11 protein-coding genes are annotated in these 13591 nt (G+C 73.9%); 4 read left to right on the top strand and 7 right to left on the bottom strand.

The genetic code is table 11. The features are described from left to right. Positions 1-11: 11 nt before the first annotated feature. The 3 genes from ACGF5T_RS10205 to ACGF5T_RS10195 form a co-directional block, all read right to left on the bottom strand. Positions 12-2147 (bottom strand): hypothetical protein, encoded by a 2136-nt coding sequence (locus ACGF5T_RS10205; RefSeq protein ID WP_366766839.1) that lies wholly within the window; start codon positions 2145-2147, stop codon positions 12-14. 452 nt (positions 2148-2599) lie between these two features. Next, positions 2600-3127 (bottom strand): hypothetical protein, encoded by a 528-nt coding sequence (locus tag ACGF5T_RS10200; protein ID WP_356610216.1) that lies wholly within the window; start codon positions 3125-3127, stop codon positions 2600-2602. 273 nt (positions 3128-3400) lie between these two features. Then, positions 3401-4021, bottom strand: coding sequence for a TetR/AcrR family transcriptional regulator C-terminal ligand-binding domain-containing protein (locus ACGF5T_RS10195; protein WP_366766840.1), 621 nt, complete (start codon positions 4019-4021; stop codon positions 3401-3403). Positions 4022-4163: 142 nt separating this feature from the next. Here ACGF5T_RS10195 and ACGF5T_RS10190 point away from each other — a divergent pair, with 142 nt between their 5' ends. From ACGF5T_RS10190 to ppk2, 3 genes are all read left to right on the top strand, one after another. Next, positions 4164-5222 (top strand): aldo/keto reductase, encoded by a 1059-nt coding sequence (locus ACGF5T_RS10190; RefSeq protein ID WP_366766841.1) that lies wholly within the window; start codon positions 4164-4166, stop codon positions 5220-5222. 129 nt (positions 5223-5351) lie between these two features. Further along, the gene (locus tag ACGF5T_RS10185) at positions 5352-5732 is read left to right on the top strand and encodes a hypothetical protein (RefSeq protein WP_356610219.1); all 381 of its coding nucleotides are present in this window, start codon (positions 5352-5354) and stop codon (positions 5730-5732) included. Positions 5733-5843: 111 nt separating this feature from the next. Next, the gene (ppk2, locus tag ACGF5T_RS10180) at positions 5844-6767 is read left to right on the top strand and encodes a polyphosphate kinase 2 (protein WP_356610309.1); all 924 of its coding nucleotides are present in this window, start codon (positions 5844-5846) and stop codon (positions 6765-6767) included. 77 nt (positions 6768-6844) lie between these two features. Here the strand turns inward: ppk2 and ACGF5T_RS10175 are convergent, their stop codons facing one another. Beyond that, on the bottom strand, positions 6845-8377 hold the full coding sequence (locus ACGF5T_RS10175; RefSeq protein ID WP_366766842.1) for a CYTH and CHAD domain-containing protein: 1533 nt from the start codon (positions 8375-8377) through the stop codon (positions 6845-6847). A gap of 75 nt (positions 8378-8452) precedes the next feature. Beyond that, complete coding sequence (locus ACGF5T_RS10170) at positions 8453-9616, bottom strand: M23 family metallopeptidase (protein WP_366766843.1); 1164 nt, start codon at positions 9614-9616, stop codon at positions 8453-8455. A 545-nt stretch (positions 9617-10161) separates the two neighbouring features. On the opposite strand from ACGF5T_RS10170, the gene ACGF5T_RS10165 reads away from it, so the two are divergent. Then, positions 10162-10389, top strand: coding sequence for a hypothetical protein (locus ACGF5T_RS10165; RefSeq protein ID WP_366766844.1), 228 nt, complete (start codon positions 10162-10164; stop codon positions 10387-10389). Between the two features lie 16 nt (positions 10390-10405). Here the strand turns inward: ACGF5T_RS10165 and ACGF5T_RS10160 are convergent, their stop codons facing one another. After that, positions 10406-11839 (bottom strand): cellulose binding domain-containing protein, encoded by a 1434-nt coding sequence (locus ACGF5T_RS10160; RefSeq protein WP_366766845.1) that lies wholly within the window; start codon positions 11837-11839, stop codon positions 10406-10408. Positions 11840-11967: 128 nt separating this feature from the next. Then, entirely contained in the window at positions 11968-13545 is a 1578-nt protein-coding gene (locus ACGF5T_RS10155) for a beta-N-acetylhexosaminidase (protein WP_366766846.1), read from the bottom strand. Positions 13546-13591: the final 46 nt, after the last annotated feature.

The raw sequence follows: 13591 nt of genomic DNA, 5'->3' as shown, positions 1-13591 counted from the left end.
CGAGGCGGCGCTCAGCGCTCGGCGCCGTACGGCACCGGATCGCTCACCCCGGCCGGCACCCGGGTGCGGGGCGCGGTGGAGGGAGTGGTGACCGGAGCGTCGGGCTCGGTGGCCGGGACGGGCGCGGTGGCCGTGGACGGCAGGGTGAGGGCGAACGCACCGCCGGCGGTGGCGGTCCAGCCGGAGAGCGCCCCGGCGTAGGCCTCGCCGAAGTCCGCGTTCCCGCGCTGGGTGCCCGTGGGCATCGTCGCCGTCACGGCCACGCCGTCCGGGGCCTCGACGGTCACGGCGTCACCGACGCGGTACGCGGTGACCTGGCCGGCGTCGACCGCGGCGTCCCAGGCGGCGCGGCGCCGCATCTCGACGCCGATGTCCTCCATGCGGAGGTTCACCACGGGCGTGTTCCCGGCGAATAGGTCGTCGTAGCCGCCCAGGACGCCGTCGAGGACCGGGTAGGCGATGCGGTCCTCGGCCAGGTTCGACTGGTGGATGAAGTGCGGCTTGGGGTCGTTGGAGAGCACGTGCCCGAGCGCAATGCGCGTCTCCAGCGGCACGATGTGCCCCGCGTAGCCGGTGGCGGTGTCCAGCGGTGCGGGCAGGCAGGTGGAGGTGGCGGGGTTGTCCTCGCAGATGCCGCTGCCGCCCTGGGCGCGGCTGGTGTAGATCCAGTTGTACTCGTCGACCTGCTCGGCGGCCCGGCCGGCGTTGTAGAAGACGTTCATCGGGTAGCGGGAGACGGTGGTGGCGCTGCCGACCTGCCGCTGCACGGGGTCGCGGGAGTTGTCCGAGGCGAGCCAGGCGATGCCGTTGTCCGCGAGGGCCGGGCCCAGGTTCGGGTTGTCCACGGGCTGCTGCGGGGTGACCTTCAGGCCGGAGTGCTCGCCGGTCACCAACTCGTCGTCCTCCAGCGGCAGTCCGGCGCTCTCGCCCCAGACGCGGTTGGTGGCGATCTCGTCGGCGATCTCGTTGCGGCTCACCCACCGGGTGCTGCCGTCGGGGTCGGTCGCGCACTTCCACGGGACCACGCTGACGTCCTGCCGGCAGCCCAGGAAGGCGTGCGTGTAGGTGTGGTTGATCCAGCGGAAGTCGTCGCGCTCGGCGATCAGCCGGTCGGCGAGCGGGTCGGCGCCGCCGTTGTCCTGGCGGTGGTCGACGCTTCCGGAGCCGTTGTAGGCCATGTCGAGCGTGAAGCCCCGGCTGTCCTGCCAGGCGGTGGCGTGGTCGACGTCGGCGGGGACCATGCGGATCGGGTTGGGGGTGCCCTCGCCCGGCGCGCAGTCCACGTCACCGGGGGTGCAGTTGAGCCGGGTGTCCCAGCGGTCGTCGGCGGCGAAGACGTCGTCGACGTGCACGGCGAAGTAGTTGCGGTCGGCGCCGAGATGGACCCCGCCGGTCATCCACTCCACGATGCCCCGGGCGAGCAGGCGGAACTGCTGCTGGTGCTGGTTGTAGACGAAGGTGACGACGAGTTCCCGCCGGCCGTCGTGCCGGTACTCGCCCACCAGGGAGCCCTTGGTCGCGCGCCCGGGTATCGCGGCCTGGACGTAGGGCACGAAGTCGGCCCCCGGCGCGGGTGTCGACAGGTAGGCGTAGGACTCGCCGACGGTGGGGGAGTTGTCCTCGAACGGAACGGCGCCTTCGAGGTATCCGAAGGGTCCGGCCAGCCCCGCCGGGGTCACCTCCGCGTCGACCCCGTCGACGCTTCCGGCGTACCCCGCGCCCACCGCGTACTGGAGCCCGACCTCGGGACGCGCGTAGGTGTAGGCGTCGACCTGGGGGATGGCGTACGTCTGCTCGTAGGAGACGAGCGCGGTCATCTCGGCGGAGTTCGCCGGGAAGGGGTTGTCGTTGGGCAGGACGACTGCCTGGAACTTGGCACGCGGGCGTCCGTCCACCGTGTCCGCCAGGAACCCGGCGTCGATGACGGGGCGGTCGGCGTCCTGGAGGTCGACCTCCGTGTACGGCGTGCCCGCGGTCTCCAGTTCGGCGGCGATGGCGTCGGTGGCCGGCCCTCCGTCGCTCACGACCAGGACGCGCAGGTCGATGCGCGGGGCCGGGGCGTCGGCCCGTGCCGGACCGGCCGACAGGCCGAGCGAGGCGGTGAGCGCGCTCAGGGCGAGCGCCGTGGTGCGAATGGTCCGCTTCATGCGGTGAGATTCCCTCCCCCGGGCAGGGGCGGACGGGCTCCTGTCGGAACCAGCCCCACCCCGTGACCACGCCGTCGCCCCCCTGAGACGCCGGTCGTCGACGTTTCCGTCGCGTCACATAGTGAGGCGCGTGTGGAGCTTTTGTGTGCCTGCTGCGGAACTTGACGGAAAAGCGCATGTGTCCATTTGCCCGGAACGGACGGCGCTGCGGGCCCGCGGCAAGCGCCGCGTTCTGCCCGGTGGACGGCGTCGGCAGGCCTGTGTGCTGCTGCGAGTCGGCCGGAGGCGGACCGGAACTCCGGCCTCCGCGGCGCGCGGGTGTCAATGGTCTCGACCAGGGCGCTGACCGGCGCCGGAGCGAGATCAGGTCAACCGGCGCACCCGAGCGCCACGTCGTCCGACCCGCCACGGGTCGGACGACGTCGGCGCTCAGCGCTGCGGGAGATGTGCGGTCAGGCGCACAGGACGCGGGTCTCGGGCGTGTAGACCGGGCCCCCGTTGACGCTCGTGCTGTCGCTGAACTCGGCGTAGTAGTACGAGTAGAAACCGATGTTGCCGTTGCAGCCGGAGTCGGCGCCGACCTGCAGGGTCAGGGTGACGGTGCGGCTCTGGCCGGGCGGGATGGTGGCGCCGTAGTTGGTGCCGAGGTTGGCGGGGCCGGTGCCGGAGCACGGGACGGCGCCGGCCTCCGAGGCCAGGCTGCACCCGGTGAAGCTGTACTTGAGGTCGGGCCGCTGGGTGGTGAGCCAGGTCGGGTCGATCGTCTGGTAGACGAACCAGATGTCGTACGTCCGGTTGTTCTTGATCGTCATCGACAGGTTCACCGTGCCGCCGGGCTGGGTGGTCGCCGCGTCGGTGGTGAACGTCAGCTCCGCCGGGGCGGGGTCGGCGGCGCTCGCGGAGGGCGCCAGGCCGAACAGGGCGAGGGCGAGGGCGATGATCGTGGCGAGGCCGAAGCGCCTCGTTCGTGTGGATCGCATGGCCCGGGAGACTAGGCACGGCCATGACGCACCGTCTGCACCGTGCGGAACGCCGGGAACACGGCTCGGCCGGAAGTGTGCGTACGGTGAAGGATGCGTGATGGCGCCGTCACAAAGGGTGGTGGTCGGCGTTCCCGCATGACAGCGCCCGGGTGCGCCCGGGGCGTCGCCCGATGGTCACGGGTCCCGCGTGCGACCGGGGCCTGGACGGCAATGGCGGATTCCGGGTGCCCGCGGAGGGGGCGGCGCGGGCCGGGTCGCCATGGCCTCTCGTCAGCTCGCGCCGGACCGGAAGGCTCCGGCGCGGGCCGCCGCTGCCGCCGCTTCGGCGGCCCGGTCCGCTGCCGCCTCGTCGAGGGGCTCCCCGGTGGTCAGCAGGCGGTAGTAGAGGGGGGCCGAGACCGCGCGGACCACCTCGCGCGGGTCGGTGTCCGCGGGCAGTTCGCCGCGTTCGACGGCCTGGCGGGCGCAGGGCTCCCACTCCGAGACGCGGAGGTCGTAGAAGTGGTGGAGGGCGGTGGCCGTCTGGGTGTCGCAGGTGGCGGCGGCGATCACCGCCTTGAAGAGCGCCCCCTGGCGCGGGTCGGCCAGCGTGCGCGCGACCAGCCGGGCGTTCGCGCGCAGATCGCCGAGCAGGGTGCCGGTCTCGGTGCGGGGCAGCGACTGCTCTGCCATGTCCGCGAGCAGGTCCGCGACCAGGGCGGCCGGGGTCCCCCAGCGCCGGTAGACCGTGGTCCTCCCGACCTCGGCGCGGCGGGCCACGTCGGCGAGGTCGAGGCCGACCAGGCCGTGCTCGGCCAGGGCGTCACCGGCGGCCCGCAGGACCGCGGACCGCACGCGCGCGGTTCGGCCCCCCGGGCGGGCGGTGCCCGGACCGCTCTCTTCGGATGCCATAACGGTACTCCGGTTCCATTAACGATCGGATTGCTGTTAGTGTGTGGACATCTTAACGGAACGATAGTCCCGTTAACCGACGCCGTCCCCTGCGCGCCGCACCCCCGCGACGCGACGGACGGCCGGACGAGGAGACGCGGTCATGGAGTACAGGAGACTGGGAGCGTCCGGACTCATGGTCCCGGCACTCAGCTTCGGCGCGGGCACCTTCGGCGGGCGCGGAGAACTGTTCGGCGCCTGGGGCACCACCGACGCATCGGAGGCGCGCCGACTGGTCGACATCTGCCTGGAGGCGGGCGTGACCATGTTCGACACCGCCGACGTCTACTCCGGCGGCGCGTCGGAGGAGGTCCTCGGAGCCGCCGTGAAGGGGCGCCGCGACCAGGTGATCATCTCGACCAAGGCCGGCCTGCCGACCGGCGACGGGCCCGGGGAGGCGGGAACCTCGCGGGCCCGCCTGATCACCGTCGTCGACCGGGCCCTGCGCCGGCTGGGCACGGACCACATCGACCTCTTCCAGCTGCACGCCTTCGACGTCGGGACCCCCGTCCAGGAGGCCCTGTCCACGCTCGACGACCTCGTACGGGCGGGCAAGCTGCGCTACACCGGCGTGTCCAACTTCAGCGGGTGGCAGCTGATGAAGTCGCTGGCCGACGCGGACACCCGGGGACACCAGCGCTACGCCGCGCACCAGGTCTACTACTCCCTGGTCGGCCGGGACTACGAGTGGGAACTGATGCCGCTCGCCCAGGACCAGGGCGTCGGAGCCGTGGTCTGGAGCCCGCTGGGGTGGGGCCGGCTCACCGGCCGGATCCGCCGCGGCAGCCCGCTCCCGGCCGGCAGCCGGCTGCACGCCACGGCCGACTACGGCCCGCCCGTCGCCGACGAGCTCCTGTACCGGGTGGTCGACGCCCTGGACGCCGTCGCCGAGGAGACGGGCCGGACCGTCCCCCAGATCGCCATCAACTGGCTGCTGCGGCGCCCCACCGTCTCCTCGGTGATCATCGGCGCCCGCAACGAGGAGCAGCTGCGGCAGAACCTCGGGGCCGTCGGGTGGTCCCTCACCGAGGACCAGGTGGCCAGGCTCGACGCGGCGAGCGCCACCACGGCCCCGTACCCGTACTTCCCCTACGAACGGCAGGAGGGTTTCGCCCGCCTCAACCCCCACCCCCTGCGCCCCGCGGCTGTACCCCTGGGCTGAACACGGCGCTGCCCGGCGGAGCGGGGGCGGGATTGTCAGTGCCGTGGACAAGAATGCGGCCAAGCGAGATCAACACCGGCCGGAGCGGGTAGGCGGTCTCGAGTCCCTGTTCCGGAAAGGCCACAGCCGATGCCGCTTACCGTCGTCCACGCGCAGACCGCCCCCTCCCGTGCGACCGGTCGACGCGGGCCCCGCCCGGGTGGCCCGCTCAGCCCCGCCGAGGCCGACGTCCTGCGGATCGTCGCCGACCCGCGCACCCCCGTGTTCGTCACGGTGCGCGAGGGCGGCCGGCGCAGATACAGCTACTGGCGGCCACTGGACTCCGCCACGGGCCGGGGCGGCTGCTACGCGGCGCTGCCCACCGCGGAGTGCGACAAGCTGCACGCGGCGGGCCGGATAAGCCTGGGCGAGCCGCTGACCGACCCCGCCCGCACCATCTACCGGGTCAAGGCGATCCGCACCCCCGCCGGGTCGGTGCGCGCGGTGCGGGACCGGGCATACGCGGCATGAGGCCGGCGAGACGAGGGGAGAGGCGCAGTGGATTCCGAGCGTGAGGACGAGGGGACGCCGCAGTCGCGCGACGCAGGTGGCGAACCGGCCGAGGAGAACCTCCTCGAGGGCCTGCGCGTCGACGAGCGGCGGCCGGAGAAGCCGATCCTGCTGAGCGCGGAGGGTACGCCCGTCGACACCTGGCGGGAGAACCACCCCTACGACCGCAAGGTCCGCAGGACCGACTACGAGCGGCAGAAGCGGGTCCTGCAGATCGAGCTGCTGAAGATGCAGCGCTGGGTCAAGGAGACCGGGCAGCGGGTCGTCGTCCTGTGCGAGGGCCGCGACGCGGCCGGCAAGGGCGGCACCATCCAGCGCTTCACCGAGCGGCTGAACCCCCGCGGCGCGCGCGTGGTCGCGCTGGACAAGCCGACCGAGAGGGAGGCGGGGCAGTGGTACTTCCAGCGCTACGTGGCGCACCTCCCCGCCCGCGGCGAGATCGTCTTCTTCGACCGCTCCTGGTACAACCGGGCGGGCGTCGAGCGGGTCATGGGCTTCTGCACGGAGACCGAGTACCGCCAGTTCCTGGAGCAGGCTCCGCTGTTCGAGCGTCTGCTGACCGACGACGGCGTCATGCTGGTGAAGTTCTGGTTCTCCGTCTCCCGGGCGGAGCAGCGGACCCGTTTCGCCATCCGCCAGGTCGACCCGGTGCGCCGCTGGAAGCTGTCGCCGACCGACCTCGCCTCGCTGGACCGGTGGGACGACTACACCGCGGCCAAGGTCGACATGTTCCGTGCCACCGACACACCGCACGCACCGTGGACGGTGGTGAAGAACAACGACAAGCGCCGGGGCCGGCTGGAGGCCATGCGCAGCCTGCTGGACCGCTGCGACTACCCCGCCAAGAACCTGGAGGCGGTGGGGCGGCCCGACCCGCTGATCGTGGGCGCCGCGGACACCCTGCTCGAAGCCGGTGAGGAAGCGGTCGACCTCTCGCCGACCCCGCTGGCCGGACACGGGGACGGCCCCGGGATCCACCCCGACCGCACGGACTGACACCGCGGGAGCCCGCACCGCACGGAGCGCCCCGGGCGCCGGCCACCCGGCCCGGCGCCCGGCGGACGTGGTGCGGATCAGTGCGTGAGCGGCGCCCGGAGCGCGGGGTCCGACGCCGCCCGCCACGCCGACGGGACCTCCGCCTGGCGTGCCTCGGCCCGCGCACCCTCCCGGCCGTGCAGCAGCCCCCATGTGAACGCGGACTCGCCCGCGGCGTGCGCCGCCACCGCAAGCCCCCGCAGGGTCTCCTGCGCGACGACGGCGTCCTGGTGGTCACCGAGCACCTTCTGCACCGCCTTGGCACGCTTGCCCAGCCGGGCGACGGGCTTGCCCAGTGCCGGTCGCGCCACCTCCGCGGCGTAGCGGACCTTCTTGGCCGCCTTGCGCGCCTGGTGCAGGGCCGCGTCGCGCGACGGCCCGGGCGGCAGCTCCAGCGCCCGGGCCGTGCGTGCCGCGAAGCGGTCGTACTCCTTGAGGACGGCCTTGGCCATGACCGGGCCGGGCTTCCCCGCGGCCTTCGCGCGCAGGGGCGGCCGCCGGACCAGGTCGTCCAGCGCGTCCAGCAGGCGCAGATAGCGGGACGAGGCCAGGGCCTCCCGGGTGCGCGTGCGCGTCTCGTCGTCCCCGGAGACGTCCCACACCCGCAGCCGGGCGGCGACGGGGCCGAGCACGAGATCGCCGGGCAGCAGGTCCAGGGCCGCGCCGATGCGTTCGCGCAGCACCTCCTGGTCCCGCGCCACCCCCAGTTCCCCCGCCAGCCAGCGCAGCTCCGCGCGGAGCGGATCGGTGGCCCGCCGGTCGAGCACGGACCGGTACGAGCGCAGACAGCTCCGCAGACGGCGGCAGGTGACCCGCATCTGGTGCACCCCGTCGGGCAGGTCGCGGCGGACCGCGGGATCCAGCGCCACCAGCCCGTCGACCTGTTCGCGCAGGTACGCGAGCACGTAGGAGCCCGGAGAGCCCGGGGTCGCCGCGGGGGACGGGGGCTTCACCGGGCCGGGCTCCAGACCGGTCTCCCGCAGCGCCCGCACCAGCTTGGAAGGGCTGTCGGACCGCCTGATGCCCTTCTTGCGCAGCTTCTTCTCCACGGTGTCGAGCAGTGCGGTACGGGCGCCGTCGGCCAGCTCGACCTCCAGCTCGCTCCACTCGGCGTGCCCGCCGCCGGCCCGCAGGGACTCGGCGCGCACCTCGTCGAGGCTCAGCTCGGCGAGCACCGTGCCCTCGGCGTCGCGCAGCTGCCGCAGGGAGCGGGTCGACCGGATCCGCACGGCCGGAAGCAGCCGGGCACCCCGCGTACGGGAGAGCACCAGGTCGCGCAGCTCCTCGGGCACGTCGTCCGACAGCGGCGCCCGGACCTCCTCCCGGCTGTCACCGCCGAGCGGCAGCTTGAGGTGCCAGCCGGCGTCCGTTCCGCCCGTCCGGCGGCGCAACGTCACCGACGCCCCGGCCAGCCGCAGATCCGCGGTGTCGTGGTAGACCGCGTCCAGCTCCTCTGGCCCGGCGGCCGTGACCGAGGCGACGGGGCCGGCACCGGTGAGGTCCGGCAGCCCGCCGGCGCCGGAGGCGGCCGGCTCGTACTTTCGCTCTGTCTCGCGCTTCGACTGGCTCATGTGGTGAGCGTCGACACGATCCGCCGGATCAAACCCCGTGGGCGGAGCCGACCGGAGCGATCCGGACGGGGCGTCCTACCCGCCGTTCGCCAGCCAGGGCCGCGGATCCGTGTAGTACCCGTCGAGCACGACCTCGAAGTGCAGGTGGGGGCCGGTGGACAGGCCGGTGGACCCGACCCGGCCGATCAGGGTCCCGGCCTCCACCGTCCGGCCCACGGCGGTGTCCAGGGACGACAGGTGACTGTAGGTGGTCTCCAGCCGCTTGCCCTCGATGGTCCCGTGGTCGACCACGACACGGTTGCCGTACGCCTTCGTGTACGCGGCGAAGACGACGTGGCCCCGCCGGGCGGCGACGACCCGGGCTCCCTGGGGCGCCGCGAAGTCCACCCCCGTGTGCAGCCTGGTCACCCCGGTCAGCGGGTGCTCCCTCGAGCCGTACGGCGAGGTGACGGTCAACGGGGTCACCGGGGCGGCCGGCAGCACGCCCGTCGCCGTGCCGGCACCGCCGCCGGAGCCGGCCCGGTCGAGCGCCTCGTACCGCGGGAGCAGGGCCCGGACCTCGGCGAGGTAGGTCCTGGCGGTGGGCGGCACCCGTCCCGCCTTGGACACGGCGTCCGGTCCGGTCGCGTACGCGGCGAGGGTGAGGTCCACCAGGTCGCCGTTGACCTCGCCCGCGGTGCGCAGTGCGGTGACCTCGGCCGCCAGGGAGCAGTCCCGGCGGCCGAGGGCCATGATGGCGTCCGCCGGATCACGCGGTGACGCCTTGCCGCTGCCGTCGTCGTCCCTGCCCCAGGTCCGCCACTCGGTGTCCGTGAAGGCGGCGATGCCCTTCTGGCCGGAGAGGTCGTCCGTGCCGTCGCTCCAGCCCGACAGCTGGTCGATCTGGGCGGCCAGCAGGGACGGCGTGAGCAGCGTGCAGGTGGTGGCCGCCTGGCGCAGCCACGGGACGTAGGAGGGGTCGATGCCGACCTCGGCCGCCTGGTCCGCGTCGGGGTCCTCGGCCCCCGACGAGGGCGGACCGCCGGTGAGCGCGAGGAAGGCGGCCACACCGATGACGGTGACCAGTCCCGGGAGCAGGAGCAGGGTGAGGAGGACCGGTCCGCGGCGCCTTCGCCTCGCGGCCCGCTCCGGCCGCTCCTCCTGGCCCGGCCCCGGCTGTCGCGGCTGCTCCGGTCCTTCCGGGGGCCGTTCGACCGCGGCACCGGCGGCTTCCGCCACGGTCAGCCGTTCGTCGTTCACCGGGACGCTCGCCGGAACCTGGTACTCACGGAGGGACGCTAACGCCCCGTTCCGGGAACGTCAGGAGCCCCCGAGGCAGAGGCGGCTGCCCGATCGGGCAGGGCCGGCGCCGTGTCCGTCCGTCCGGGCCGCCCCCGCGTGACCGGTTCCCGGTCGGTTCGGGCCGGGCCGGGGCTGGCAGACACCGGGCCGGTCCGCTAGCTTGCTGGTGCGGCCCCGCGTTCTCCCCCGTACGCGGGGCCGCACCAGTGCCCGGCGCCGGCCACCGGCCCGACCGGGGTCGGCCACGGGCGCCGCCCGGGGCCACCGCGCCGGTACGGCGGGCCCGTTGGGGAGCCCCGGCGCACGGCGCCCTCATGAACTCCCGCCCCGTGGGCACCTGATCATCGATGGAGGACGCGCGTGCGGCGCGGACCGGTCAGGGCGAGTCCGTGGCGGGATGCCGGGAAGGACGGGTGAACCCGACGGGAGGCGTGATCACCTCCGGTCGCGGGGCTGGTAGCGTCGCGTGGTCGCGGCGGGCGGCGCGAGAGAGGTGTCGGTGCGTGGGTGAGCGGCAGGACCGTGAGTGGGTGGCGATGACCCCGGGCGATTTCGACCTGGAGGCGCCGCTGGTCCTCAACGTGGGCACCGGCCCCGCCACCGTCCCGGCCGAGCCCGACGAGTACGGCACGGCCCCGCTGTTCGGGGACGCGGACCCGGCCCCGGCCCCGAGCGCTCCGCGCCGCAAGCGGCGGGGACGGTCCTGCGCCGCGCAGGAGCGGCTGTTCTGACCGTCCCCGCCGGGGATCAGGACGAGGGGACCTCGTCGACGAACGCCGTGCCGGCGCCGCGGTAGGCGGAGACCTTGGCGGCCACCTGGGCCGGGGTGAGCACCTGGTCCTTGACGTGCAGGACGTAGTCGACCTGCTGGTCGTAGGCGCGCGGGGTCGTCGACGTCTGGCCGTTCAGGTCGATCAGCCACTGGTTGAAGTTGATCGACATCGGCCGTTCGGGCAGGTACTGCGCGTCATGGGTGCCGAAGTGCTGCCCGTCCACGTAGTACGTGATGGCACTGTTGTCGATGGTGACGACGAGGTCGTGCCAGCCCGCGTAGCTGACGCGCTGCTCCGAGTGCTGGTTGACGGCCTGCCAGGGATCGGGGTTGTAGGTCTCCCAGGAGGTCGTGTACAGGATGTTCGACGGCTCGCCCCACCCGCCGTTCGGCAGGTACTCGAAGTCGTACTCGGCGTAGTCGTCGGCCATCGGGGCCTTGAGGTCGTTGATGGTGAAGAACGTCTGGACCAGGTGGTCCCCGTCGGGTCCGTACTTGGGGGCGTCGGAGAACCTCACCCGCGCCGCGTAGGTGCCGTTGCGGAACTTCGTGGCCTTGGTGAGCACCTCCGTGTGGGTGGTGGAGGCGCCGGTACCCGCCGTGGACGTCTCCAGGTTCATCACGGAGTTGCCGCCGGCGGAGGCGAAGGTGACCTTCGACGGGTCCCAGGTGGCGCCCGGGACGCCGGGGCCGCCGGAGTTCGACCGGACGCTCCAGCCGTGCGCGGAGATCGCGGGGTCGGTGTGCGAGGTGTAGGTGAAGTCGTCGAACAGGGTCTGCCCGCCACCGGGCGGGTCCGTCGGGTCCGGTGGGTCCGTCGGGTCCGTGGGGTCGTTGCCCTCGGGCGCCGTACCCCACACGGTGGCGCCGGCGAGTTGGGCCGTGACCTTGTTCCAGTTCGCGTACGAGGTCTGGGCGCCGTTGAAGGAGTAGTCGTCGCTCTGCCGGACCGTCTGCCAACTGGTCTGGTGGAAGCGCAGCTGCATGTCGCCGGTGTCCGCGCCCGGCGCCAGCGTCCCGGCCGCCGCCGTGAAGCCGATCTCCAGGTAACGGTCGGCCGTCGCGGTGGGGTTGGCCAGGGTGCCGAACGTGCCGGTGATGGCGGAGCACCCCCGCACCGCCCAGGAGCAGGCGAAGCGGTACGACGCGTTCGGTGCGTCCGCCTTGAAGTAGTAGCGGACCTTCACCTGGCTGAGCTGCACGGCCGAGGAGCCGGTGTTGCGGATCTTCAGCCAGGGCTCCGTCTGGTCGGCGGTGGCTCCGCCCGCGCTGGTGCGGTACTGGACGGTGACACCGGCGGCGGAGGGAGCCGCCTGGGCGGCGGGGAGGGCGGTCAGGGCGCCGCCGCCCATGAGTGCCGCCAGGGCGAGCGCCAGCCGGGCGCGGCCGACGGTGGGTCGGGTTCTCATCCGGAATCCTTTCGGTGGGGCCCCCGCGGCTGCGGGAGCTTCGGTGCGGTGCGTGAGTGGGGGAACGTCACAGGGGCGGCAGGGGGCGCCGGGGGCCTCGGTGCGCGTCGACGGGCCGCCGCCGGTGCTCAGCGGACGCCGCCCACGCTCGGCGGCGCCGGGACACCGGCCGGCGGGTCGGCGTGCGGGACGTCCAGGGCGTCCAGGCGGGCCCGGTGGCCCGCCAGCCGGGCGGTGAAGTCGAGCCAGCCGGAGGTGCCGTCCCAGACCTGCTCGGCGAGGGCGCACAAGCGCGGGTAGGTGAGGTACTCGATGTGCTCGGGCGTCCGGACGAACTCGGTCCACAACTGCCCCTGGGCGCCGAGCACCCGCGCCGCGACCTGCGGGTCGGGGACCGGCGGGACGATGCCGACGTCGTACACGGCGCGCAGGTCGACGACCGGGCCGGGCTGGGCGGGCGGCTCCTGCGGGCCGTGGGTGCGTGCGTAGTCGAAGTAGGTGGCCCGGTGGTCGGCGCGGACGACCTGGTGTCCGCGCTCGGCCGCCGCGCGGGCGTGGTCCGGCTCCCGCCAGCTCATCACCGTGCAGTCCAGGGGCAGCGCGACACCGTTCTCCGCCCACACGACCGGCCTGCGGCCCGCGCGCAGGAGGTGCTCGGCCATCCTGGCGATGAACCACGGGTGCAGCGCGCGGGGCCCCGGCAGCCCCTCGCGGGCGGCGCGGTCCCGGGCCGCCGGGCTGCGCTCCCACTCCGTCGTGGGGCATTCGTCGCCGCCGAGGTGGACGTACGGGGACGGGAAGACGTCCATCACCTCGTCCAGGACGGTGCGGAAGAAGTCGAGGACGTGGTCGTCGGTGCCGAGGACGTTCTCGCACACCCCCCACCGCGTCCACACGTCCAGCCGGCGCGAGGGGTCGGTGCCCAGCTCGGGGTGGGCCGCCAGGGCGGCGCGCACATGCCCGGGCACGCCGGTCTCCGGAAGCACGGTCACCCCCCGCTCGGCGGCGTACGCGACCAGCCCCGTCAGCTCCGCCCGGGTGTACGCGCCGCCGTGCGGCACACCGTCGAAACGGTCGCTGCCGGCGGGGCCCACCATGGACTCCGTCCGTCGCCCGCCGACCTCGGTGAGCCGGGGATGGGCGGCCACGGGCATCCGCCAGCCCTGGTCGTCCGTGAGGTGCAGGTGGAAGACGTTCAGCTTGTGCAGCGCCAGCAGGTCGACGTAGCGCCGCAGGTAGGACACCGGCTGGAAGTGCCGGGCCACGTCGAGCATGGAGCCGCGCCAGGGGTGGCGGGGCACGTCGGTGATCTCCACGGCCGGCAGGTCCCACGGCACACCGCGCACCGGACGTCCGGACAGGGCGGCGTAGGGCAGGAGTTGCCGCACCGTCTGCACGCCGCGCAGGAGCCCGGCGGGGCGGGCGGCGCGCAGCAGGGCGCCCTGGGTGCTCACGGTGAGTCCGTAGCCCTCGTCGCCCAGACCCGTCAGGGCGGGATCGAGGGCGAGCACGAAGGCGCCGTCGGCGGCCGTCTCCAGGCGCAGTCCGGTGGCCGGGGCGAGGAGCGTGCGCAGCAGGGCCGCCGCGGGTTCGGCTCCGGGGGTGACCCGCAGGCGGGTCGTGGCGTCCAGCCGGAAGCGGCCGGAGCGGGTGGAGATGCGGCGGGGGCGGGGGACGAGGGCCAGTTCGGGGCGTGGCAGGTCCACGGGACGGCTCCGTTGCTCGGCGGTGCGCGGGGGGACGGGGACGGAG

Source organism: Streptomyces sp. NPDC047853, assembly GCF_043204535.1.
Taxonomy (GTDB): domain Bacteria; phylum Actinomycetota; class Actinomycetes; order Streptomycetales; family Streptomycetaceae; genus Streptomyces.
Note: the sequence above shows the minus strand (reverse complement) of the source record. Positions and strands in the feature narration are given on the sequence as shown.